Genomic DNA, 23,571 nt, shown 5'->3' on the forward strand with positions numbered 1-23,571 from the left:
TGCCCGCAAAACGGCCGATCGCGGCCTCGCACGTCTTTCTTCAAGGCTGGCGGCGGCCCCGTTAAGTACGTTTCAGGCATGACGAAAGCAACCACGCCGCGACGGGCGGCGATCTACACCCGCATCAGCCTCGACAAGTCGGGCGAAAGGCTCGGCGTACAGCGCCAGCTCGACGACTGCAACGCGCTGGCCGAGCGCCTTGGCTGGGAGGTCGTCGAGCACTTCGACGACAACGACCTGTCGGCCTTCTCCGGCCGGGTGCGGCCCGGTTTCGAAGCGCTGCTCGACGGCCTGAAGCGCGGCGAGGTCGACGCGCTGATCTGCTGGCATCCCGACCGCCTGTATCGCACGCTGAAGGACCTGGTGCGCCTACTCGACCTGGCGACCGGCGTCGAGATTCGGACCGTCAACGGCGGCGAGTTCGACCTGTCGACGGCGACCGGCAAGATGCTCGCGACCATCCTGGGGTCGGTGTCGTTCAACGAGTCAGCGCACAAATCGGAGCGCCAGCGCCGCGCCGCCCAGCAGAAAGCGGAGGCCGGGTTGCCGCAGTGGACGCGGGCTTTCGGCTACCTGGGCGACACGCGCCAGCCAGACCCCAAGACCGCCCCGCTGGTCGCCGAGGCGTACCGGACGGTCCTGGCCGGCGGGTCGATCACCGACGTCACGCGGGCCTGGAACGCCGCGGGCGTGCTCACGATCAAGGGCAAGCCGTGGACACCGGCGCAGCTGTCATCGTTCTTGCGTAAGCCCCGTAACGCTGGCCTGCGCGCCCATAACGACGAAATCGTCGGTCCGGGAACATGGCCCGCGCTGATCGACGAGGACACCTGGCGGGCGGCGCGGGCCAAGCTCGACGCCCGCAACCGTGGTCGCCGCGCGATCCGCTGCCACACCCTGACCGGCATCCTGCAATGCGGCAAGCCGGGCTGCGGCGGCTACCTGTCGGGGCACCGCACGATCGACAAGCGGATCGCATACGCCTGCAAGACCTGTCGCGGTGTCAGCGTGCGAGCCGACCAGGTGGAGCCGATGGTCTACAAGCTGCTCGCTGGTCGCCTGGCCCAAGCCGACGCGGTCGACCTGCTCAAGACGGAGTTGCACGACACCGAGTTGGCCGAGCAGCTGCGCGCCGAACGGGCCACCCTGCTCGCGCGCCTGGACGAGATCGCCGACGAGCGCGCTGACGGCGACCTGACCGGCCCCCAGGCCAAGCGGGCGACCGAGCGCGTGAACGCGAAGCTGGCAGCGATCGACCGCCGCCAGCAGGACCAGGAGCGCGACGCTGTTCCTGGTGGCGCTGGGCTTCGAGCAGCCGCCTGTTGCGTGCCTCCCAACGGCACTCGGCGCAGACGCCGGTTCGGTTGTCGGGATTCAGCGCTTCGCCGCACTCGCAGAACTCGACCAGGCGGCGCGCGGTCACGACGCGCACCTTGTTCCCCGCGCACGCGGTCTGGTTACCTACGCGTCTGTACCCCTTTGGGTTACCAGCTGCACGAAGTAACCACCTTCCTACGTCCATCGTGAACCAACGAGCCCGACAAGCCGGGATCGCGCATCCTGGCGGCAATCCGGCTCATCAAACGGGGCGCGATGGCTGACGACGACGACTTCTACGACGACGATGACTACTTCGTCGACGACGACGAGGACCCGTCGACGCCTGGGTCGAACGCACGCTGGCGACCGCGCCGCCGCTGACCGACGAGCAGCGCACCCGCCTGGCCGAATTACTGCGACCAGTCCGCAAGGCTCCGAACGGTGGTGCGGCCAGGTGACGAAAAGCCAAGCGACCCAGCTCGCTGCTGAACTGGGTCGCTTGTCGATGTCCGACCGAGATTCTGCCACAGCACGACGACAGTTGCGCTGCAACACGACTGGGGTGATGCGCTGATGTGGTCCAAGCTCGACGACAAGCTGCACAGCCACCAGAAGGCGCGGAAGGCGGCCTTGGAAGCGATGGGCCTCTGGGCGGTTTGCCTGTCCTACTGCGGCGACCAGTTGACCGACGGGTTCGTGGCGGCCTGGTACGTCGCCACCTGGGTGCCGGGCCGCAAAGGCGTTGCGATCGCTGACCGTTTGGTCGCCGCCGGGCTATGGGAACGGGCCGAACGCGACGGCGAACAAGGCTGGCAAGTGCACGACTACCTTGACTTCAACAAGTCACGGGAATGGGTGGTTGCCAACCGTGAGGCCACCGCGCAGCGGCAGCGCGACTGGCGTAAACGCGCAGGTGGTAACGGTGAGGCATCCACTGATGGCGACGACTGAGACCTGTTGCCCCCGAGGGTGTCACAGCGTTACGGACACCGTTAGTAACGGCGTTAGTCACGCGGTCAGTCACACGACCCCGACCCGACCCGACCCGCTTCTAGCCCCTCGCGAACTCCTTCGGAGTTAGACGGGGGCGGCGCGCCTGCTGTGCGTGCGCTGGTCGGCCAACGGCACGATGCACACCCAGTTCGCTTTCCATGCGTCGGTCGATGCCGCCCTGGCCGTCGCGGCGGTCCCGTGCGACGACGACGCCTGCGTCCTCGTCCATGACATCGCCGAGCGCGACGACCACGGCAGGCTACGCGTCACACCAACCCGGCCCGTCGACATCGACGAGCTGCGGAACCGCATGAGCGAGGCCGCCGACGAAAGGCGGCAGCGCGAAAACGCGCGACACCGCGCGCTGTACCTGCGACAACTCGCCCGTCTGGGACTACCACCACCATCCGGAAGGCAACCACGATGACCAACCAGGAGCCGACACTGGCCGACCTGGACGACGGTGAAGCGTTCGTGATCGGGCGCGAACTGGCCGCGATCAGCAACGACGTGCCTTACCCGCAAGCGCAGGCCTGGGCGCGCCACAAGGCCTGGTTGATCGCCGAAGAACTCGACCGGCGCATCGGATCACCCAGCCCGCCACGGCCCGAACTGGTGACACTGTCCGACCTCGCGCCCGTCCATCTGCGCCGCCTGGCCGACCGGGTCGGCGTGGTCGCGGCGCTCGAAGCCGCCGACGGCGAGGCCGGACCCGCGGCCCGATGGTGGCGAGCGCTGCACGCGCGGATCGTCGCCGCAATCGAGAACCGGGAGCGCGACGCCGCACCGCTGCGCCAGTGGCTGCATGAGCACCCCGTTAGCCATGAGGTCCCCGCCGACACGCCGACCTGGCGGGAGATCAGCGGGCTGCCCGATGCCGAATGACTGCGGCGTCACGCAATTGCGCCGTCACGCATACGATTTGGCTCGGCGAGTCTGCGGCCCGCTTGTCGGTGACCTATGCCATGATCGAGCGCAGGCGTTCACCAGCCGGGACGGGATCGTTGCCGCGACCAGGACCGCGAACGCCGCCATCCGCGCCCCAAATACCAACGCATCCTTGCGCGCCCAATCGCGTTCGCGCGCAACACTTTCCCGGAGGACTAATGTCTAACCGTCTGCAGGCCCAGTACGACCGCCTGGCCGCGCTGCGCACCGACCTACGCGGCAAGCGCGACGCCGTCGTGGCCCGCGCTGAACGCGAAGGCCGCAAGGACCTGACCGAGGCCGAGACCCGGTCCTTCACCGATCTGACCGACCGCCTGAAGGATGTCGGGGCCCGCTGCGGGGACGCGGCCGAAGAGTTGCGGCGCGCGATTGGCGACGGCGACGACCTGACCGCGCGGGTGCGGCAGGCCACTGCCGGTGTCACCGCTGGCGCTAGTGCGGTGATGGGCGGTCGTATCGCTCCGATCACCTTCGACGAGACCGAGCTGCAGCGCGCGTGGTCCGCACTGTCGGCGCACCAGTCCTATCGGATCGAATCGCGGGCATACGGCACCATCGACAGCCTGTTGCCGCCCGAGTTGTACCCGAACATCGTTGGCCCTGTCTACGAGAACCGCTTGCTCTCAAGGCTGCCGGTCACCCCGTGCGACGCGCCGTTCGTTCGCTACATTCGGCACTACGGAACGACCGGCGCTGCCGCGATCGTCGGCGAGGGGCAACCCAAGCCGGAACTGGTCCCCCAGACCGACGAAGTCACCATCGAGATGGCCAAGTTGGCCGCCCACGTCGGCACATCATGGGAATCCGTTCGAGATTGGCCATCGTGGCAGGAGTACCTGACTCAGGACCTTGCCCGCGAGATCTACAGCGCGGAGAACGCCCAGCTACTCACCGGCAGCGGCACCGGCAGCAACATCACCGGCTTCACCAGCGTCTCAGGCATTTTGACGCACCAGGCCGGTACTGGGACGACGCCGCTGTCGCCGCTCGACGACATCGAGTTAAGTATCGCGACGATGCGGACCGGCGCTGTCCTGGCCGAGCCGGACATCTTCGTGGTCCACCCGACCACATGGAGCGCGATCAGAAGGTCGAAGGACCGTTACGGCAGGTACCAGGTCGCACCAGATCCGACGGCCAACGAGGCGAAGTCGGTGTGGGGCGTTCCGGCGCTCGTCACGACGCAGTTCCCCGCGGGTGAGGGCCTGCTGATCGACAGCTCGCGATTGGCCGCGTGCATTGGCGGGAAGGCCTGACGCTGCTGATGGGATACAGCGGCAACGATTTCACATCGAACATCGTCCGGTTCGTGGGTGAGGAACGGTTCAACTTGGCCGTCGAGCGCCCGGCCGCTGTCTGCCACGTCACTGGGCTGCCAACAGCATGACCGCCGCGAAGACGGCCAAAGTCGTTGTCCGTCAGCCGTTTAAGGTCACGCAGGCCGGTGTCGACTACTGGCCTGGTGACACGGCGGCGGTTCCGCCGCGCGTCGCGCAAGAGTGGACCAAGCTCGGGTTCACCAAGCTGTTCGACGCGGCCGCCGAACCGGCGTCCGACACCGACCCGACCGAACCTGCGCAGCCCAAAACAACTGCGCCGAAGCCGTCAAGGCGGTGGCGCTGACGGGGCGGACGCCGAGCTCGCTGCCGCCACGGGAAAAGACGCGACGGCGGTGGGTCAGTTCTCATACCCGCTGCCTGATACGGCAGTAGCGCGCTGGGATCGTCGCGCTATCGTCGGCAACCATGACGGCTGAAACCAAACCACTTTGGTATACGTCCAACCCGGACCTGGGCGACGAAAGAGCAGAGCTTGAGGCGATCCTCAAGCGCTACCAGGTGCTGTTCCGAAAGCTCCTAGTACCAGGGGCCGTGGATGCGCTGGATAACATCAATAAACTGCTTAACGGTTTCGGCAATGCACAGTTAAACGCTCTGGGATCGCTGTTTTTTAGTCTTGAACGCACGTTATTCAACTCCCCCTCACCTATATTTAATGGCGAGGAAAGCTATCAACGATATTTGGTCGAGTATGTGCCACTTAAGCACATACGTGATTTCATTTACTACATCGTGACCAACATGTCTGACGCGGTGCCTGCGCCTTTTCCGGGACGAGAGTCAGTAATCGCATTCTTCGTGGAGTGGAGTTCGGCCCTCAGCAGTTTCCTTCTGCGCGAGGGTCGTGGAACGATGCGTTACGACCCGAGGACCGACGGAATTAACTTTTCTAACACGCCATCTGAAACGGTGGCTCTGCGGCAATGGTCCGCTCAACTCGACGAATCGTTGGCGACGTTCCGCGGCATTCTCAACGAGGAGGATGCGCGCGAGTCGGCCGTTCAGTCCGCAATCGAAGCACGTCATGCTGCCGACGCAGCGCGCCGTGCCGCAGGCGAAAGCGGTGCCCTGAGCATGGGCGAGCACTTCCAGCGAATCGCGGCTGATGAACAGAAGTCCGAGAAGGATTGGAATAAAATCCTATTTCTGCTTATTGCGGCCATTCTCGCAATGAGTGCGTTCATTGTGTATAAGTCGGTTTACTCACAGTGGGTTCAAACGCTGCTACACCTCGTCATCATTTTGCCGGTTATCGGTGCGGCAACTTATGCGTCGAGAAACGCAGGTCATCATCGAGTAGTTGCCCGGTGGGCAAAAACGGCGTCAGTCCAAGTTAACTCCGTCCAAGCCTTTGCTGAGCAGTTAAGCAGCCCCGAGAACCGGGATAGGCTAATCCTTGAGTTAGGCAAAAACGTGTTTTCGACACCTGCGTATGGTGACCCGTCCAAAGTTGAACATTTCTCTGCCATCCCCCCCGACCTCCTTGACGCGGCGAAAGAAGTAGCGAACAAGTCGTTACCTGAGAAGGCCAAGAGAGGATAGCCCTCGTATGAATGGTCGCTTGACTCGCTGTCAACCGAGGCGCTGGCTAGATCGCTGACCGAACCCCGATGCGAGCCCACTCACCCATCCGCTGGAACCTCGATCCGGCCATCCCTGCAGGCGTGGGTGGTTGAGCAGGTGTAGGGCAACGAGACCGGCTAACATGGCGCAGTCCCCAACGGCCCGTCCCGTCGACGGCACCCATGCTTCGACCAGTCGCCACTTGAGCCCATCCTTTGCGGGAACTCGTTCCCGGCACCCGTTCCGGCGCACCCCGACCCGAAGGGACGTCAAATGTTGCCCGGTGGCGCGGCCGCAGGAGCCGCCCGGAACGGGTGAACTCCCCCTGAAACAACGTGAACAAATTTTGGGCCAGACATCCAACGTGATATCTGCCGTAAGCCACGGTAGGGAATGTTTCTGCACCTTCCGAGCCGAGGTGGCTTGTTCGTGTCAAATGTGAACACCCTGTGATCGCAACCCGCGCTGGTTAGCGCTGTCTCGCGTTCACGATCCGCCGAATATCTGTCTCTGATACTTCGCCGGAAGTGTGCCCTCGTTTATGGCGTGCAAGACGGTAAAAGGCTGCAGCAGCGGGTTGCGGAAGCGGTATCGGTACCGCCGTTCAACACCATCCCGCTTCAACACGGATCCGCGGTCATAGCCGGTGAAATCTTTTAGATGTCGACTGAAGGCTGGGATGTCGTAATCCCTTTTCATCACATCTGACAGCGGCTGCCTGACTGCCGGCGGTGCGAAATAACCAAGACGGTCTTTCTCGGCCAAGGCGCACGCCAACAGGACCGACCCGTACAAACTGTCCCGCGAGCTCTGGACGGCACGCAGATACTCCTTCATCAGGGTGTGTTTATCGACGGCCTTTGCAATTGCTCGGCGTACGTCGCTCATATCAACCAAGTTGCGGTCGTCGCTGACGGCGGCGCTTGCTGCCTCTAGAGCGAGCAAGTGGACGTAGTGAGGCAAACCCTCGGCGAGACGTGCCAGTGCAGCCTTTGCGGCAGCCGATGCACGGAGTCCAACCTGGCTTAGACCGTTATCGACGATCTGCGCCTGCTCGCTGTCGCTCATGCGCGGGACGGGAACTTCCCTCAGCGCGCGCTGCACGGATTCGTGTTCACCGATGAGCCCGTCCAGCGAATCGGCAACGCCAACGAAAATCAACTTCGTAGCTACTTCGTGGTCTGACAGGGCCTTGATCGTGTCGGCCATCTGCGACAACGATTCTGCATCCTCCATGCGGTCGTATTCATCCAAGATGAAGATGCTCTTGGGTACGTCTTGCTGAAGTATCTGACGGATCGAATCCGGGTCGAGTCGGCCCAGCCCGTCGCCGCCTCTATCAATATCGAAGCCGACCTCTCGCATGAGCCTGGTCCACACCCGGTCGAACGTATCGTCGGTGCTGCAGTTGATTCGTGCAACCGCTGTGCTTTTTCCGAGGGGCCCAAGAAATTCATGGAGCACGTTCGCAATCGAGGTTTTGCCGACGCCACGTTCTCCGTATAGCACTACGTGCGTCCCGGGCTGCGCGATCGCCGTGATCACGTCGATCAGCTGGTCGAGGCGGCCCGCAAACCGATCTTTTCTGGCTACCGGTGCACCAGGCGTGAAGATTGTATTGAGTTGGATCAGCCGGTCAATCTTGTCAGTCAAGGCGAGGCTCCTTCCTCTATCGTTACAAACTAGCTCCTTACGCCATCACCCTCCTAGCAATATCTCTTAAAATCTTTGGCGACGCTGTAGACACGCCCGTAATGGCGTGAGATCGTGGTGTACATGACGACGCCAACCACCCCCGACCTGGACCGTGTCGTGCCGGTCGTGTGCCGCGCCTGCTCTGGCCCGGGGAATGGTCGTCGACTTGGCGCGGTGGGCTGGCATTCCAGTGACCCGTTTCAGATCTGGGTCTTCGACGGAGACGATGTCGTCGGCAGGCACTACTCGGCGGCTTACGCCGGGGATCACGGGGGTGTTATTCCGGGCGTGGTGGTCGCCTACACGTTCAGGTGTACGGCTTGCGACCGCAGCTCGGCCTCAATCCCCGTTGGCGATCTTCGAGCGCTCGCCGCTGCGGCATGGAGCCCACTGCAGCCAGGGGTGGTTGATGTTTGAATCGAGAAAGGCGTTGGCTTGTGAGTGATTTCAACAAGGTTCGCGTGACGCGTGCTGATCTAGAGGACGTCATCCGCGAGAAGGCGGCGGGGGTGTCCGGCGTGGACCTCGAGGCGGTGGTATCGGAGTTGGTCGCGCGCTTGCCCGACCTGGTCGATGAGCACACCGCCACCAGTGCCCTCCGCGCTGACACCGTGCACGCCTGGATCGAGCAGCAGATCGACGCCGAGTGCACCTCCGCTGAGTTTGACGCGGTCCTCAAGGCCAACACCCCCTGAGCCGCGGCAGGACCTATCGATGACGGACCAAAACCCCTGGTCGCTGGAACGTACTTAACCCCGCTGGTGATGGCGGCGGCACAGCGATTTCAGGTTGGACAGATGCGTGGACCCGCCGTCGGCGTACGGGACCGTGCGGTCGATGTCGCAGTCCACCGCGGGCCGGTCACACCCGGGCGCCCGGCACGTCAGGTCCCGGCATCGTACGAAATCCGCCAGCCGGGCCGAGGGCGTGTAGCGCGGTTCGGGGACATCCGACGGCCAGACGACCGGCGCCAGCCGCGTCGAGGCGGCCAACTCGGCGAGCACGTCGGCCGGGATCAACCCTTCGGCCCCCGGCAGGACCGCCGGCGCCGACCCGCCGCCCGCTAAAGCGGCCCACTCGGCGACCACGTGGATCACCACCGCCGAGGCCCCCGGCCCCCGCCCCGGCCGCGCAATCCGGCGACCCGCACCGGCAACCCAGCCGATTGGCCCCGCAAGCCAGGGCCCCCAACGCGTCGGCGCGGCGCTGGTCGTCCGGCAACCGCGGTCGACGAGGCCGGCCATCGTCGTCACCGCGGCAGACCCTAACCGGGCCCGTCGCTGGCGGCCGCCAACAGCGGCACGACCAGATCGCTGATCGGCGTGGGGATGCCGTGCGAACGTCCACGCCGCAGCACGACCCCGTTCCGGCTGTCCCATTCGAGGGGACGGCCGGCTTGCCGGTCGGCGAGAATGGAGGTGCCCAGGTCGGCCGGAGAGCCGCGAAATTTGTCGACGATCGCCTGCGGCACTTCGTCTTCCAGCGTCGCGCCCTCGGCGCGAGCAACCTCGAGGCATTCGCGGAGGTAGGCCAGCGCCAGCCCGGTGACGTCGGTTCGGGCGAACATGCCAGCACGGCGACCAGCCAGAACCATCAAACCCGCGACGGCGTTTTGCAGGAGCTTTCGCCACGCGACGGACGTGAAGTCCGCCGCCACGTCGACCGAGCAACAGGTGCCGCGCAACGCCTCGAGCACCACGGCGCTCGCCGGCTCGTCCGGCACGGTGATGCGCGCTTCGCCGCGCAGCCACACCGAGGCGTCCGGTTCGCGTTGAGCGGGAAACCACACCACCGAGGGCAGCACCGCGCCGCCGGAAAGGTACGGTCCGACAAGCGTTTTCTGCTCGACGCCGTTCTGCAGGACGCAGACAACGGTGTTCGGGCCGCACAACACCGAAAGCCAGGGCGCGGCCGCCTTCACCTGGGTCGACTTGACCGCGAGGAATACCAGGTCGAAGGTGGCGTCGAGCTCGCCCGGATCGATTCGCACCGGCCCCGGCACGACGACACGACCGCCGTCGGCGCGCAGCTCCAGGCGGTCGCGCGCCGAGCGACCGCAAATCGTCGGCGTCCGGCCGGCCTCGTGCAGCGCCGCGGCCACGGTGGTGCCGATCGCCCCCGGACCGACGAGGGCGACGGTGGGCGCTTCAGACGTCACGGCCCTCTCGTCCCGAATCACCAGCCGCCCTCACCGCGGCTTCAGCAGCAGCACGGCCTCGGCGAATTCGCGAGGCCGTTCCTGCGGAAGACCATGTCCGGCTTCGACAACGCGATGCGCGACGAGCCGCGCGAAGTGATCGTCGTGGCTGCCGGACATCGGCCGGGGCGGGAGCCCGTCGTACTTGGTGTCGAGCACGACGGTGGGCACCGTGACGACCGGCTCGGTGGCGATGCGCTGCTCGGTCGCGTCGTAGGCCGGATCGCCTGCGACCAAACCATAGCGATGGCGGTAACTGTGCACGACGACGTCGACGAAGTCGGGATTGTCGAACGATTCCACTGTCGCTGTCAACATTTCGTCGGTGAACGACCACCGCGGCGACCACTGTTTCCACAGCAGCCTCGCGTACTCGGCACGGTAGCGCTCCAGGCCGCGTCTCCCCCGCTCACCGTGCAGATAGTACTGGTACCAATAGGCTGACTCGCGATCCGGCGTCGCGGGCGTGAGCGCCGCAGCGATGTTCTGCACGTTGTATCCGTCCACGGTGACCAGTCCGGACACCAGTTCCGGCCACAGCGCCGCGACCAGGCAGGCGGCTCGGCCGCCCCAGTCGAAGCCGGCGACGATCGGCCGGCGCAACTGCAGCGCTGCGATCAGGTCCCGCAAGTCGTGCGCCAGCGCTGCCTGCTGCCCGGAGCGCGGCGTCGCGGCGTCGACGAACCGCGTTGGCCCGTAACCGCGTAGATACGGCACGATGACGTCCGCACCCGCGTCGGCGAGCCGACCGACAACGCCGTCGTAACACCTTGGTGCGTAGGGAAAGCCATGCAACAGCACCACCGGCCATCCCCGGCGATCGCCGGATCGTTCATAGGCGACATCGAGCACGCCCGCCCGCACCGACTCGTGAGTCATGGACTCACCCAGACGCTGGTGAGCAGGCCGGCGTAGGACGGCAGATCGTCGGTTCGAGCCGTGCGGTCCTTCGCCGAGTCATCCCAGTAGCGTAGCTGCGCCGCCTCTTCGTGAAACGGGTGCGATTCGAACTCGGCCGCTTCCTCAGACGTCATCGGGCCGCCTTGCCTGCGCAGTGACCGCACGGACGCGGGACTGAGAATGCCGCTGTACCCCGGGCGGGTCGCCACCAGGTAACGCTTGGCGGCGACGTGCTGCCCGACCAGAAACGCTGCCCTCGCGCAGATGTGGTCCGCGCAGAATGCGGCCCCCACACGGTCGTGCCCGCCCGGCCCGTAGCGGTCGAGGACCTCCGGTGCGCGGCCGATGTCGTGCAGTAGCGCCGCCGCCACCATGTCGTTGTCGCTCTTGGCTCCTCGGGCGAACTGCGCGGTTTGCAGCGCGTGCTGAAGCTGATTGACGGCCTCGTCCTCATAGGGGGTCTTCTCGAGTCGCCGCAGGATCTCGATGGCGTCGTCGACCGAGAAACGGGGGGTGGGCACGGCACGCCTCCTTCCTGGGTGTTCAGGCGTCAAGTGGTTGCCGCGCCGACGATTTCGATACGGCGGCCGGTGTGGGCGCCCCTACGTGCATGTCCCTGCTGACGTCGTCGAGGGCGAGGCCGTTCGGCTCCCGCAACAGCATGGTCGCGGCGATTGCGGCCCCGTAGCAGCAGAACGCCAGCAGCATCACCGCACGCAGCCCCGCCCCGGTCAACAGCAGCGGCACCAGTAGGGCGCCGGCGAAGGCGCCCACCTTGGCGACACCGGCCGACAGCCCGTGGAAGGTGCTGCGGATCGAGGTGGGATAGGACTCGGCCGCCAGCAACATCGTGGTGTAGCCGGGACCGAAGGCGATCCCGAACAACGAGACACCGAAGACGACCGCGAACGGGACCACGGCGGCGCTCAGGCTCGGCACCACGGCGATGGCCAGCATTGCGGCGGCACACAGGCCGAAGCCGGTGACCTGCAGCCTCCGACGCGGCATCCGGTCCAGGATGAGCAGTCCGGCGATGCCGCCGCCAAGGCTGAAGCAGACCACCAGGACCGCGTTGATCGCGATGTTCGACAGTACGGTCCCGTGCGGCGCGATGCTCTTGATCAGCAGCGGCTGGCTGACCGAATTGCCGTACACCGCAACGTTGAAGAAGAACCAGCTGCCCGCGGTGCCCAGCAGGGTGATCAGGATGCGCCTATTCACCACGGCCGAGCGCAGCCCCACTCGTGGGGCAGCCAACTCGGCAGGGGCCGAGAACGTGGTGTTGCTCGACTGGGTGGAGAAGGACTCGAAGTCCTGGCGCGCCCGTCGCTCGTCGCCCCGATCGGCGGTCCAGCGTGGCGACTCCGGCATATGCCTGCGCTGATACAGCACCAGCAGCGACGGCAGCACACCGATTCCGACGATCAGCCGCCAGGCCATCGCGTCGGGAACGCCGATGGCCAGGACCAGCAGGCTGACCAGGTAGGCGCACACCTGACCGAACACGTAGAAGATGAAGGTCAGTCCGACCAGGCGGCCGCGGTTGCGGCGGTTGGCGTACTCGGTCATGATCACACCGCTGGCCGGGTAGTCACCACCGATGCCCAGCCCGAGGATCAGCCGGCCGACCAGGAGCACCGTGAAATTGGGCGCCAGCGCGGAGACAAGGGCACCGATCATCATCAACACGGCTTCCAGGCCGTACACCCGGCGACGCCCGAACAGATCGCCGAGCCGCCCGAAAAGCATGGCGCCCAACGCGACTGCGAGCAGTGTCGAACTCGTCAGCATCGAGATCTGATCGCCGTTGAGGTGGAACTGCGTGGTGGCCAACAGGGTCACCGTGCCGATCACGTTCAGGTCGTAGGAGTCGGTGAAGAACCCGGCTCCGGCAGTCGTCGCCGCCTTGAAATGGAAGACACCCAGTTTCGCGTCGTCGATCGACTCCGCGACGGTGGCGCGGGCGGCGGTGGTCATGGAAGCCTCCGGGAAACGGCCGAACTTGTCATGAGAAGTACCGTCAGGCATCTGGCCTCGCTCTGTCAACGCCTCGCCGAAGTAGGAGCCTTAGAATTCAGAAGCGGTTCACCGGCAGTATGTTTGAGCCGATCATCGCTATCCGATTCCTCGAACAACATGTATAGTCAAGTTTCATGACCGTGGCGTTGCATGAGGTAATCGCCGACAGCCTGCGCGAACAGATCCAGCGAGGTGAGCTCGCGCTCGGCGCCGCGCTGCCGTCCGAGTCCCAGCTCTGTGACCGGTGGAACGCCTCGCGCGGGCCGGTGCGCCAGGCACTGGCCACGCTGCGCGCCGAGGGAGTCATCGCCGGTGGCCGCGGAAAGCCGCCGGTGGTGTGCTCCTCGTCGATCGGCCAGCCCTTCGACACTCTCCTGTCCTACTCCGCCTGGGCTCATTCGATCGGCCGCACACCCGGACAGCGCACGCTGGAGCTGGCGCTGCGCCGCGCCGACGAATCTGCGGCGGCCGAACTCGGCGTAGAGCTGGGCGTGCCCGTGGTACAGGTGCTGCGGTTGCGTCTGCTCGACGGCGAGCCGGCCATGCTCGAGCGCGCCACCTTCGTCGAGCACGTCGGCCGTCGGCTGTTCGACTTCGATTGCGACTCGGGCTCATTGTGGGCGTATCTGCTGTCGCAGGGCGTACAGTTCCGCACCGCTTCACACGTGATCGACGCCGTCGCCGCCGACCCCGTCGACGCGCTGAACCTCGGCGTGGACGAGGGTGCGCCGCTGTTGCGTCAACAACGCCGCACCCGCAGCGCCGACGGCGAGGTCATCGAATACCACGACGACCGCTACCTGCCCGGGCTGATCAGCTTCACCCTCGAAAACACCCTCGACGCGCGCTGTGCGTTGGTGCGTAACGCGAAACCCTGACCGGAGGCCCGCATGACCCAATCCCCGCCCGAGCTCGTCGTGCTGGACATGGCGGGCACCACCATCGATGACGGCATGCAGGTCTACCGCGTGCTCGGAGAGACCGCGGCGGCCCACGGGGCGACGCCCACGCGCGAGGACATCGCACGCTGGCACGGCTCGGCCAAGCACGAGGCACTGCGGGCATTGCTCACCCCGCCCGGCGGCACGCCACCGCACGACGAACGGCTGCACGCCGTCGTCGGCGATTTTCGTGCGCGATTGACGGCCGCCTACACCGCCGCACCGCCGGTGCCACTGCCCGGCGTGCCCGAGGCCCTGGCCGATCTGCGGGAGGCCGGGATCCGGGTCGCACTCAACACCGGCTTCGACCGCGAGATCGCCGAGTCGCTGCTCGAAGCGCTGGGCTGGCAAGGCGATTCAGTTGTCGACACCGTCGTGTGCGGCAGCGATGTACCGACCGGGCGCCCCGCCCCGTACATGATCTTCCGGGCGATGGAACGGCTCGGTGTCACCGACGTGGCGCGCGTGCTCATCGCCGGAGACACGCCGCGCGATCTCGAGGCCGGCACCAACGCCGGCGCGGCGTTCGTCGTCGGCGTCCTTTCCGGCGCCGGCACGGCCGAGGAACTCGGCGCGCATCGACACACCCATCTGTTGCCGTCGGTCGCCGACCTGCCCGCCTTCGTCGGCGCTCCCCGCGCGGCGGTGAGCATCGCGTGACCGCACACACCCTCGCCGCCATTTGGCGCGGTGGCGAAGCGATCACCGTGGAGCCCGTTCGGGTGCCGCCGCTGTGCCCGGGCGAGGTGCTGGTGCGCGTGCGACTGGCCACCGTGTGCGGCAGCGACCGCCATACAGTCAGCGGACGCCGCACCCAGCCGTGCCCGTCGATCCTCGGCCACGAGACCGTCGGCCAGATCGTCTCGCTCGGAACGGGTGCGCCACGGGCGGTCGACGGCCGGCCACTGCGGGAGGGGCAGCGCGTCATCTGGTCGGTGACGCTGCCGTGCGGCGCGTGCGACCGGTGCCGCGCCGGCGTGACCGCGAAATGCCGCAACGTGCGCAAGGCCGGGCACGAGGCCCTGGACTCCGGCTGGACGCTGTCCGGTGGCTACGCCCAACATGTCGTGTTGCCAAGGGGATTGGCGATTGCGATCGTCGACGACGACCTGCCCGACGCCGTCGCGGCGCCCGCGGCCTGCGCGACGGCCACGGTCATGGCGGTGACCGAGCGCGCCGGCCCGATGGCCGGCCGCCGGGTGATCGTCATCGGTGCGGGCATGCTGGGCCTGGCGGCGGTGGCCGCCGCCACCTGGGCCGGAGCCGCGCGGGTGCTCGCGGTCGATCCGGCGCCGGCGAGGCGCACGCTCGCACAGCGCTTCGGCGCGACAGCAGTGCGACCGTCGATCAGCGAAGACGATAAATGCGATGTGCTGCTTGAGTTTTCCGGCTCGCCGGCGGCGCTACAAGCCGGGATGGGCACGCTCGACGTGCAGGGAATGGGCGTGCTGGCCGGCTCCGTCCTGCCCGGCGCGCCGATCAGCGTGGACCCGGAGTCGGTGGTGCGCCGTCAATTGTGCATCGCCGGCGTGCACAACTACGAGCCCCGCCATCTGGGCGCCGCGCTGGACTTCCTGCGCGCGACACTCGACCGCTTCGGGTGGCCGGAGCTGGTCGCCGCGCCGAAACAGCTCGACGACGTCGGCGCCCTGTTGACGGCCTCGGCCGGAGCCATGCCGCGGTACTCGATCGCCCCCTGAGCACGAACCAGCCGTCGCGAAAGCGCCGCGCACCGGGAAAGACACCTCATGCTCACCTATGTCTGGCTGTTCCTGATCGCCCTGTGCGCCGGCGCGCTCGGCGGGCTGGTCGGCACCGGGTCGTCGTTGGTGCTGCTGCCGGTGCTCGTGGTGATGTATGGGCCGCGCGTCGCCGTACCGGTCATGGGCATCGCGGCCGTCATGGCCAACGTGGGCCGAGTCTTAGCCTGGTGGAAGCAGATTCGCTGGAGGCCCGTGCTCGCCTACGCCGTGCCGGGCACGCCCGCCGCCGTGCTCGGAGCCCATACGCTGCTGACCGTCCCCCAGTCCGTGGTGGAGAACGCGCTCGGCGGCTTCTTCCTGCTGATGATCGCCGTGCGCCGGATCGTCGCGGCGCGCCGATGGCGGATGCGGTTGTGGCAGCTCGGCGTCGCGGGTGGCGTTGTCGGTTTCCTCACCGGCCTGGTCCTGTCCACCGGTCCGCTCAGCGTGCCGGTGTTCACCGGGTACGGACTCACCGGCGGCGCCTTCCTGGGCACCGAGGCCGCCAGTGCCATGGTGCTCTACGTGGCCAAGATGGCCACCTTCGGCCAGTTCGGAGTCCTGACCCACACCGTCATCATCCGCGGCGTCGCGATCGGGGCCGCGCTGATGCTGGGGCCGTTCCTGGCCCGTCCACTGGTGCGCCGCCTGCACACCCGAACCTACGGCCTGCTCATCGACCTCGTGCTGGGCGTCGCGGGCATCGGGACCCTCGTAGCGACCCTGCGCTGAGGATCACCCGGCGAAGCGCGAAACAACCTCGCCGACAACGGAATCCAAAGGCACCGAAACCTGCTCGCCGGTCGCCAGGTCCTTGACCCCGGCGGTACCCGCTTCGATGTCGCGGTCGCCGAGCACCAGCGCGACGCGGGCGCCCGAACGGTCGGCCGCGCGCATCGCGCCCTTGAGGCCGCGGTCGCCGTAGGCCATGTCGACGCGGATACCGGACGAACGCAGCTGCGCCGCCAACACCGCCAGCCGCAGCTTGGCCGCCTCGCTCAGCGGCACGCAGAACACGTCGCACCTGGCGGACTCCCCCACGCTCTTGCCCTCCGCGCGCAGCGCCAGCAGGGTCCGGTCCACCCCGAGGCCGAACCCGATGCCGGACAGGTCCTGGCCGCCGAGCTGGCGCATCAGGCCGTCGTAGCGGCCGCCGCCGCCGATGCCGGACTGCGCGCCCAGACCATCGTGGACGAACTCGAAGGTGGTCTTGGTGTAGTAATCCAGCCCGCGCACCATGCGGGGGTTGACGACGTACGGGACCCCGATCGCGTCCAGGTGCGCGAGCACGGTGTCGAAGTGCTGCTTGGCGCCGCCCGAGAGATGGTCGAGCAGCACCGGTGCGCCGGCCGTCATCGCGCGCACCTCGGGACGCTTGTCGTCGAGCACCCGCAGCGGGTTGATCTGCGCGCGCCGCCGGGTGTCGTCGTCGAGGTCGAGCCCAAGCAAGAACTCCTGCAACAACTCCCGATACTGCGGACGGCAGGTCTCGTCACCCAGGGAGGTGATCTCGAGCCGGAACCCGTCGAGCCCCAGCGAACGGAAGCCGGCGTCGGCGACCGCGATCACCTCGGCGTCCAGCGCCGGGTCGTCGACGCCGATCGCCTCGACGCCAACCTGTTGCAGCTGCCGGTAGCGGCCGGCCTGGGGTCGCTCGTAGCGGAAGAACGGGCCCGCATAGCACAGCTTGACCGGCAGGGCGCCGCGGTCGAGCCCGTGTTCGATCACCGCGCGAACCACCCCGGCCGTGCCCTCCGGGCGCAGGGTCACCGAGCGGTCCCCGCGGTCGGCGAACGTATACATCTCCTTGGACACCACGTCGGTGGATTCGCCGACGCCGCGGGCGAACAGGGCGGTGTCCTCGAAGACGGGCAGCTCGATGTCGCCGTAACCGGCCCGCCGCGCAGCGCCGAGCAGGCTGGAGCGCACGGCCACGAACTGCGCCGAATCGGGCGGGAAGTAATCCGGGACGCCCTTGGGAGCCGAGAACTCCGTCACGTGCCCAGGCCCTCGAGGAAGGGGTTCAGCCGCCGCTCGGCGCCGATGGTGGTGGAGTTTCCGTGCCCCGGCAGCACGACGGTCTTGTCGTCGAGCACCAGGAGCTTGCCCAGGATCGACGTCAGCAGGTCACGGCCGCTGCCGCCGAACAGGTCGGTGCGGCCCACCGAGCGTTCGAACAGCGTGTCGCCGGTGAACACCACCTCTTCGTCGGCCGACACCCGGAAGACCACCGATCCGCGGGTGTGCCCCGGCGTGTGATCGACGTTCACGCTCACACTGCCGAGGTCGAGCTTGTCGCCGTCGCGGTCGAGCTCGACAACCTGCCTGGGCTCGCGGAAGAAGGCCCCCGCCATCACCTGCGCCAGCCGCGGTCCCAGCCCGTGGATCGGGTCCTTCAGCATGAACCGGTCCTCGGGGTGGATGTAGGTGGGGCAGCCGAAGGTGTCGGACACCTTCTGCGCGGACCAGATGTGGTCGATGTGCCCGTGCGTCAACAGCACCGCCGCCGGGGTCAGCCGGTTCTTGTCGAGAATGCGCCGGATCGGGCCCATGGCGCCCTGCCCCGGATCGACGATGACGGCGTCCGTTCCGGGCCGTTCGGCCAGCACGTAGCAGTTGCACTGCAACAGCCCCGCGGGAAATCCGGTGATCAACACAGTTCCCAGTTTCCCATGGGGCCGGGTGAGACCGGCCGCGGCGCCCACATTAGCCTGAGCTGGCTACCTCGGGCCCGAGACCATGGAGGCATACCCGCCGTGCCGACCAACGAACAGCGACGTGCCAACGCCAAGCGCAAACTCGAGCGCCAGCTCGAGAAGCGCCAGAAGCAGGCCAAGCGACGCCGGATAGCGCTGATCACCGCCGGCGCTGTCGCGGCCGTGGCCATCATCGCCGTGGTCGCGATCGCGGTAATCAACACCAAGCACGAACACGCGAGCAACACCGCCACGTCGACCACCGCCCCGAGCAGCAGCGCCCCCGAGTCCACCCCGGACGCGACGCCGCCGGCGGCTGCCGTCCCGCCGCTACCGGCGTTCAAGCCGTCGGCGAGCGTGGGCGCCAACTGCCAGTACCCCGCGTCGTCGGACCCGGCCGCCAAGCCGGTGAAGCCGCCGCGCACCGGCAAGGTGCCGACCACCCCGGCCCAGGTGAGCGCCAGCATGGTGACCAACCAGGGCCACGTCGGACTGATGCTCGCCAACAACGAATCCCCCTGCACGGTAAACAGTTTCGCCAGCCTGATCGGCCAGAAGTACTTCGACAACACCAGCTGCCACCGGCTGACGACCTCACCGACGCTGGGCGTCCTGCAGTGCGGCGACCCCAAGGGCGACGGCACCGGCGGTCCCGGCTACCAATTCGCCAACGAATACCCGACCGACCAGTACCCGCCGAACGACCCGAAGGCCCAGGAGCCGGTGCTGTACCCGCGCGGCACGCTGGCGATGGCCAACGCCGGGCCGGGCACCAACGGCAGCCAGTTCTTCATGGTCTACAAGGACTCTCAGCTGCCGCCCCAGTACACCGTGTTCGGCACGATCCAGGCCGACGGGCTGGCGACCCTCGACAAGATCGCCAAGGCCGGCGTCAGCGGCGGTGGCGACGACGGGCCGCCGGCCACCGACGTCACCATCACGTCGGTGTTGCTCGACTGACCACGCGGCGCGAAACCACTTCTGATTGAGCCGGATTCCCACGGCACGCGCTGTCGAGAGTTTATTGTCGTTGGGTGAATCTGGATCCGGAATCATTCGGTCACTACCGGATAGAGGGGCTGTTGGGCCGCGGCGGCATGGGACGCGTCTACCGTGCCCACGACACCACCACCGATCGGGTGGTTGCCCTCAAAGTCCTTCCGCCGCATCTGGCCGAGGACGAAGACTTTCAGCGCCGCTTCCGCCGGGAGGCACGCATAGCGGCCGGCCTCAACGACCCGCACGTGGTGCCCATCCACGGCTACGGCGAGATCGACGGCCGGCTCTACGTCGACATGCGGCTCATCGAGGGTCGCGACCTGTCCCGCTACATCGCCGAACACGGCGGACGGCTGGGCCCGGATCGTGCGGTGGCGGTGATCGAACAGGTTGCCGCGGCACTGGATAGCGCCCACCGGGTGGGACTGATCCATCGCGACATCAAGCCGATGAACATCCTGGTCACCACCGCCCACGACTTCGTCTACCTCATCGACTTCGGTCTGGCCCGCGCGGAAGCCGACACCCAACTCACCAACACCGGCGCCACGATGGGCACCGTTGCCTACCTGGCGCCCGAGCGCTTCAGGGGCACAACGGATCACCGGGCCGACGTCTATTCGCTGGCCTGCGTGCTCTACGAATGCCTCACCGGCAAGCGGCCCTTCGACGGTCAGACACTGGAAGAACAGCTCAACGCGCACCTGAACACCCCGCCGCCGCGCCCTTCGGCGATGTGCCCCGACCTGCCCGCCGCGTTCGACGAGGTGGTGGCCCGGGGCATGGCCAAGGACCCCAACCAGCGCTACCAGAGCGCGATCGAGCTCGCCGAGGCCGCAAAACAGGCGCTGGCGAGCCTGAGCGTCGCCACGGCGGCGGCCCGCGTGCCCAACCCGCCACCGCCCCCCGTACCGCCGCCACCCCCATGGGGCGGACCGCCGCCCCCGCGCCCGGAGAACCGGCAACCCGGCCGGCGGCTGGTCCTGGGCATCGTCGGCGCGTCGGTCGTCTCGCTGGCCGCGGTGACGGCGTTGGTCATCAGCCTCGTGCATCGCTCCGACACCCCGGCCGCGAGCACCGCGTCGACAACCCCCGTCCACCCGCGAACACTCAGAGGGTGGGGGGCAACCTCGCCCGTCCCGTCCGGGGCGCTACCGATGCCGGCGTTCGCGCCGCCCGCCGACCTCGGCGCGAACTGCCAGTACCCGCCCTCGCAGGACGCCGCGACCAAACCCGTCGAACCGCCGCCGTCGGGCAGGGTCTCGACAACGCCGGGCCGCAGCGCCACCATCTCCACCAACTACGGCGACATCGGGATCAAGCTCGCCACCAACGAGTCCCCGTGCACGGTGAACAGCTTCGTCAGCCTGGTCAAGCAGCAGTTCTACAACAACACCCCGTGCACCCGGCTGGGTATCCAGCCCAGATTCGGCTTGCTGCAGTGCGGCGCCACCGAGAGCGACGGCACCGGCGGCCCGGGGTACAACGTTGCCGACGAGTACCCGGCCGACCAGTACCCGCCCGGTGACCCGGCGATCGCGCAGGGGGTGGTCTACCCGCGCGGCACCGTGGCCATGGCCCCGGGTCAGACCCCGAACACCAACAGCAGCGTGTTCAACCTCGTGTTCACCGATTCCGACCTGCAGGCGACTTCCACGGTGTTCGGGACGATCGACGAGGCCGGCCTGGACACGCTCGACAAGATCTCCCAGGTGGGCGTCGCCGGCGGCGGTGACGACGGCGCTCCCGCCAAGGCGATCACGGTCAACTCGGTGCGGCTCGACTGACGGCGACCCGCCGCCATACCGTTCTAAGCCGCTGACGTCACGCGGTACACGTCGAACACCCCTTCGACGTTGCGCACGACGTTGAGAACGTGCCCGAGGTGCTTGGGATCGCCCATCTCGAAGGTGAACCGGCTGATCGCCACCCGGTCGCCGGAGGTCGTGACCGACGCCGAGAGGATGTTGACCTTCTCGTCGGCGAGCACCCGCGTGATATCCGACAGCAACCGGTGCCTGTCGAGCGCCTCGACCTGAATGGCCACCAGGAACACCGACGACGGCGAGGGCGCCCACAGCACCTCGATGATGCGCTCGGCCTGCTGCTGCAGCGACGCGGCGTTCGTGCAGTCGGTGCGGTGCACGCTCACCCCGCCGCCGCGGGTGACGAAGCCCATGATCGGGTCCCCCGGCACCGGCGTGCAGCACTTGGCCAGCTTGGTCAGCACCCCGCGGGCGCCGGGCACGGACACGCCGACGTCGTCGCTGCTGCGCGGGCGGCGCAGCATGGTGGTGGGAGTCGACCGCTCCGCGAGGTCCTCTTCGGCCTGGTCGATGCCGCCGAGCTCGGCCAGCAGGCGCTGCACCGCGTGGCGCGCCGACACGTGACCCTCGCCGATCGCGGTGTACAGCGCCGAGACGTCGCTGTAATGGAGTTCGCGCGCGACCGCCGCCATGGACTCGGCATTCATCAAGCGCTGCAACGGAAGTCCGCCGCGGCGGACCTCGCGGGCCATCGCCTCCTTGCCGGCCTCCAGCGCCTCCTCGCGACGCTCCTTGGCGAACCACTGCCGGATCTTCGTCTTGGCCCGCGGCGACACCACAAACTGCTGCCAGTCCCGCGACGGCCCCGCGTTGGGCGCCTTGGAGGTGAACACCTCGACGACTTCGCCGTTGTCGAGCTTGCGCTCCAGCGCCACCAGCCGGCCGTTGACCCGGGCGCCGATACAGCGGTGGCCGACCTCGGTGTGCACCGCGTAGGCGAAGTCCACCGGTGTCGACCCGGCGGGCAGCGTGATGACGTCGCCCTTGGGCGTGAAGACGAAGATCTCTTGCACCGCAAGGTCGTAGCGCAGCGACTCCAGGAACTCGCCGGGATCGGCGGCCTCCCGTTGCCAGTCCAGCAGCTGGCGCATCCACGCCATGTCGTCGATTTCGGCGGCGGCGTGGGGATGCGGAACACCGTTGCGGCCCTTGGCCTCCTTGTAGCGCCAGTGCGCTGCGATGCCGTATTCGGCGGTGCGGTGCATGTCGCGGGTGCGGATCTGCACCTCCAGGGGCTTACCCTCCGGCCCGACGACCGTGGTGTGCAGCGATTGGTAGACACCGTATCTGGGCTGGGCGATGTAGTCCTTGAACCGGCCCGCCATCGGCTGCCACAGGGAGTGCACCACGCCGACGGCGGCGTAGCAGTCCCGGATCTCGTCGCACAGGATCCGGATGCCGACCAGGTCGTGGATGTCGTCGAAGTCCCGCCCCTTGACGATCATCTTCTGGTAGATCGACCAGTAGTGCTTGGGCCGGCCCTCGACCGTGGCCTTGATCTTCGACGCGCTCAGGGTGTTGGTGATCTCGGCGCGCACCTTGGCCAGGTAGGTGTCGCGGGACGGCGCGCGGCCGGCGACCAGCCGCACGATCTCGTCGTACTTCTTGGGATGCAGGATCGCGAACGACAGGTCCTCGAGCTCCCACTTGACGCTGGCCATCCCCAGCCGATGGGCAAGGGGCGCAATGACTTCGAGCGTCTCGCGGGCCTTGCGCGCCTGCTTCTCGGGCGGCAGGAAGCGCATGGTGCGCATGTTGTGCAGGCGGTCGGCCACCTTGATCACCAGCACCCGGGGATCGCGGGCCATCGCGGTGATCATCTTGCGGATGGTCTCGCCCTCGGCGGCGGTGCCCAGCACCACCCGGTCCAGCTTGGTCACCCCGTCGACGAGATGGCCCACCTCTTCGCCGAACTCCTCGCTGAGGGCCTCCAGGGTGTACCCGGTGTCCTCGACCGTGTCGTGCAGCAGCGCCGCGACCAAAGTGGTGGTGTCCATGCCCAATTCGGCCAGGATGGTCGCGACCGCCAGCGGGTGGGTGATGTAGGGGTCGCCGGAGTGGCGCAGCTGGGTGGCGTGCCGCTGGTCGGCCACCTCGAAGGCCCGCTGCAACAGCGACAGGTTCGCCTTCGGGTAGATCTCCCGGTGCACCGCCACCAGCGGTTCGAGCACCGGATTGAGGGTGCTGCGCTGAGCGGTCATCCGCCGGGCCAGCCGGGCGCGCACCCGGCGGGACGCGCTGCTGCTCTTCGTGGCCTCGACCGGCGGTTCCGGCGGCTCGGTGACCTGGGGCGACGCGGGCTGCGCCGGCTCGGGCGCCGCGATCGCCTGCGCAGTGCTCTGGTCGTCAGCCACGTCGTTCACCTCCGATCTCGAGGATATCGCGGGGTGGG

General features: G+C 67.4%; 22 protein-coding genes and 2 pseudogenes. 15 read left to right on the forward strand and 9 right to left on the reverse strand.

The annotated features are described in order from the left end of the window. Nucleotides 1–78: 78 nt before the first annotated feature. From G6N48_RS09930 to G6N48_RS09960, 8 genes and pseudogenes are all read left to right on the forward strand, one after another. Nucleotides 79–1,527, forward strand: a complete 1,449-nt coding sequence (locus tag G6N48_RS09930; protein WP_085267278.1) for a recombinase family protein — start codon at nucleotides 79–81, stop codon at nucleotides 1,525–1,527. 146 nt (nucleotides 1,528–1,673) lie between these two features. Next, nucleotides 1,674–1,778 (forward strand): annotated as a pseudogene (locus G6N48_RS28190) (hypothetical protein); the annotation flags it as partial. A 115-nt stretch (nucleotides 1,779–1,893) separates the two neighbouring features. After that, entirely contained in the window at nucleotides 1,894–2,271 is a 378-nt protein-coding gene (locus G6N48_RS09935; RefSeq protein WP_085267277.1) for a hypothetical protein, read from the forward strand. Nucleotides 2,272–2,425: 154 nt separating this feature from the next. Then, entirely contained in the window at nucleotides 2,426–2,740 is a 315-nt protein-coding gene (locus G6N48_RS09940; RefSeq protein WP_085267276.1) for a hypothetical protein, read from the forward strand. Beyond that, nucleotides 2,737–3,198, forward strand: coding sequence for a hypothetical protein (locus tag G6N48_RS09945; protein ID WP_085267275.1), 462 nt, complete (start codon nucleotides 2,737–2,739; stop codon nucleotides 3,196–3,198). The genes G6N48_RS09940 and G6N48_RS09945 overlap by 4 nt, the downstream gene beginning before the upstream one ends. 221 nt (nucleotides 3,199–3,419) lie before the next feature. Continuing rightward, nucleotides 3,420–4,517: a phage major capsid protein gene (locus G6N48_RS09950; RefSeq protein WP_161494161.1), complete on the forward strand. Its 1,098-nt coding sequence runs from the start codon at nucleotides 3,420–3,422 to the stop codon at nucleotides 4,515–4,517. Nucleotides 4,518–4,644: 127 nt separating this feature from the next. Further along, a complete protein-coding gene (locus G6N48_RS09955; protein WP_085267273.1) occupies nucleotides 4,645–4,884 on the forward strand; it encodes a hypothetical protein in 240 nt (79 codons plus the stop codon). A gap of 122 nt (nucleotides 4,885–5,006) precedes the next feature. Then, nucleotides 5,007–6,143, forward strand: coding sequence for a hypothetical protein (locus G6N48_RS09960; RefSeq protein ID WP_139825580.1), 1,137 nt, complete (start codon nucleotides 5,007–5,009; stop codon nucleotides 6,141–6,143). A gap of 507 nt (nucleotides 6,144–6,650) precedes the next feature. On the opposite strand, the gene G6N48_RS09965 is transcribed toward G6N48_RS09960, so the two are convergent. Continuing rightward, complete coding sequence (locus G6N48_RS09965) at nucleotides 6,651–7,817, reverse strand: ATP-binding protein (RefSeq protein ID WP_085267272.1); 1,167 nt, start codon at nucleotides 7,815–7,817, stop codon at nucleotides 6,651–6,653. 479 nt (nucleotides 7,818–8,296) lie between these two features. On the opposite strand from G6N48_RS09965, the gene G6N48_RS09970 reads away from it, so the two are divergent. Continuing rightward, nucleotides 8,297–8,554 (forward strand): hypothetical protein, encoded by a 258-nt coding sequence (locus G6N48_RS09970; RefSeq protein ID WP_085267271.1) that lies wholly within the window; start codon nucleotides 8,297–8,299, stop codon nucleotides 8,552–8,554. Between the two features lie 66 nt (nucleotides 8,555–8,620). On the opposite strand, the pseudogene G6N48_RS09975 reads toward G6N48_RS09970, so the two are convergent. The 5 genes and pseudogenes from G6N48_RS09975 to G6N48_RS09995 form a co-directional block, all read right to left on the reverse strand. Further along, nucleotides 8,621–9,071: pseudogene (locus G6N48_RS09975) on the reverse strand (DUF222 domain-containing protein); the annotation flags it as partial. Nucleotides 9,072–9,123: 52 nt separating this feature from the next. Further along, nucleotides 9,124–10,038: an oxidoreductase gene (locus tag G6N48_RS09980; protein WP_332107549.1), complete on the reverse strand. Its 915-nt coding sequence runs from the start codon at nucleotides 10,036–10,038 to the stop codon at nucleotides 9,124–9,126. 9 nt (nucleotides 10,039–10,047) lie between these two features. Then, complete coding sequence (locus G6N48_RS09985; protein ID WP_085267269.1) at nucleotides 10,048–10,935, reverse strand: alpha/beta fold hydrolase; 888 nt, start codon at nucleotides 10,933–10,935, stop codon at nucleotides 10,048–10,050. Then, nucleotides 10,932–11,477: an HD domain-containing protein gene (locus G6N48_RS09990; RefSeq protein ID WP_161494160.1), complete on the reverse strand. Its 546-nt coding sequence runs from the start codon at nucleotides 11,475–11,477 to the stop codon at nucleotides 10,932–10,934. Before G6N48_RS09990 ends, G6N48_RS09985 begins: the two co-directional genes overlap by 4 nt. Before the next feature lie 22 nt (nucleotides 11,478–11,499). Further along, complete coding sequence (locus G6N48_RS09995) at nucleotides 11,500–12,933, reverse strand: MFS transporter (RefSeq protein WP_161494159.1); 1,434 nt, start codon at nucleotides 12,931–12,933, stop codon at nucleotides 11,500–11,502. A gap of 176 nt (nucleotides 12,934–13,109) precedes the next feature. Between G6N48_RS09995 and G6N48_RS10000 the strand changes: the two genes are divergently transcribed. Genes G6N48_RS10000 through G6N48_RS10015 form a run of 4 tightly spaced genes read left to right on the forward strand, consistent with a single transcriptional unit; the run spans nucleotide 13,110 to nucleotide 16,390 of the window. Then, nucleotides 13,110–13,853, forward strand: a complete 744-nt coding sequence (locus G6N48_RS10000; protein ID WP_085267266.1) for a GntR family transcriptional regulator — start codon at nucleotides 13,110–13,112, stop codon at nucleotides 13,851–13,853. A 12-nt stretch (nucleotides 13,854–13,865) separates the two neighbouring features. Beyond that, nucleotides 13,866–14,576 (forward strand): phosphonatase-like hydrolase, encoded by a 711-nt coding sequence (locus G6N48_RS10005; RefSeq protein ID WP_085267265.1) that lies wholly within the window; start codon nucleotides 13,866–13,868, stop codon nucleotides 14,574–14,576. Further along, nucleotides 14,573–15,616 carry a zinc-binding dehydrogenase gene (locus G6N48_RS10010; protein WP_085267264.1) on the forward strand — a complete coding sequence of 348 codons (1,044 nt, stop codon included), beginning with the start codon at nucleotides 14,573–14,575 and terminating at the stop codon, nucleotides 15,614–15,616. The genes G6N48_RS10005 and G6N48_RS10010 overlap by 4 nt, the downstream gene beginning before the upstream one ends. 48 nt (nucleotides 15,617–15,664) lie before the next feature. Further along, nucleotides 15,665–16,390, forward strand: a complete 726-nt coding sequence (locus G6N48_RS10015; RefSeq protein ID WP_085267263.1) for a sulfite exporter TauE/SafE family protein — start codon at nucleotides 15,665–15,667, stop codon at nucleotides 16,388–16,390. Nucleotides 16,391–16,393: 3 nt separating this feature from the next. Here G6N48_RS10015 and hisS read toward each other — a convergent pair whose 3' ends face one another. Both hisS and G6N48_RS10025 read right to left on the reverse strand, forming a co-directional pair. Further along, nucleotides 16,394–17,656: a histidine--tRNA ligase gene (hisS, locus tag G6N48_RS10020; RefSeq protein ID WP_085267262.1), complete on the reverse strand. Its 1,263-nt coding sequence runs from the start codon at nucleotides 17,654–17,656 to the stop codon at nucleotides 16,394–16,396. After that, nucleotides 17,653–18,315 (reverse strand): MBL fold metallo-hydrolase, encoded by a 663-nt coding sequence (locus tag G6N48_RS10025; RefSeq protein ID WP_085267261.1) that lies wholly within the window; start codon nucleotides 18,313–18,315, stop codon nucleotides 17,653–17,655. The genes hisS and G6N48_RS10025 overlap by 4 nt, the downstream gene beginning before the upstream one ends. A gap of 99 nt (nucleotides 18,316–18,414) precedes the next feature. Here G6N48_RS10025 and G6N48_RS10030 point away from each other — a divergent pair, with 99 nt between their 5' ends. Both G6N48_RS10030 and G6N48_RS10035 read left to right on the forward strand, forming a co-directional pair. Next, the gene (locus tag G6N48_RS10030) at nucleotides 18,415–19,314 is read left to right on the forward strand and encodes a peptidylprolyl isomerase (RefSeq protein WP_085267260.1); all 900 of its coding nucleotides are present in this window, start codon (nucleotides 18,415–18,417) and stop codon (nucleotides 19,312–19,314) included. Nucleotides 19,315–19,388: 74 nt separating this feature from the next. After that, on the forward strand, nucleotides 19,389–21,140 hold the full coding sequence (locus G6N48_RS10035) for a protein kinase domain-containing protein (protein WP_085267259.1): 1,752 nt from the start codon (nucleotides 19,389–19,391) through the stop codon (nucleotides 21,138–21,140). Between the two features lie 23 nt (nucleotides 21,141–21,163). On the opposite strand, the gene G6N48_RS10040 is transcribed toward G6N48_RS10035, so the two are convergent. Beyond that, the gene (locus tag G6N48_RS10040) at nucleotides 21,164–23,533 is read right to left on the reverse strand and encodes a RelA/SpoT family protein (RefSeq protein WP_085267294.1); all 2,370 of its coding nucleotides are present in this window, start codon (nucleotides 23,531–23,533) and stop codon (nucleotides 21,164–21,166) included. Nucleotides 23,534–23,571 lie beyond the last annotated feature (38 nt).

Source organism: Mycobacterium parmense, from assembly GCF_010730575.1.
GTDB classification, from domain to species: domain Bacteria; phylum Actinomycetota; class Actinomycetes; order Mycobacteriales; family Mycobacteriaceae; genus Mycobacterium; species Mycobacterium parmense.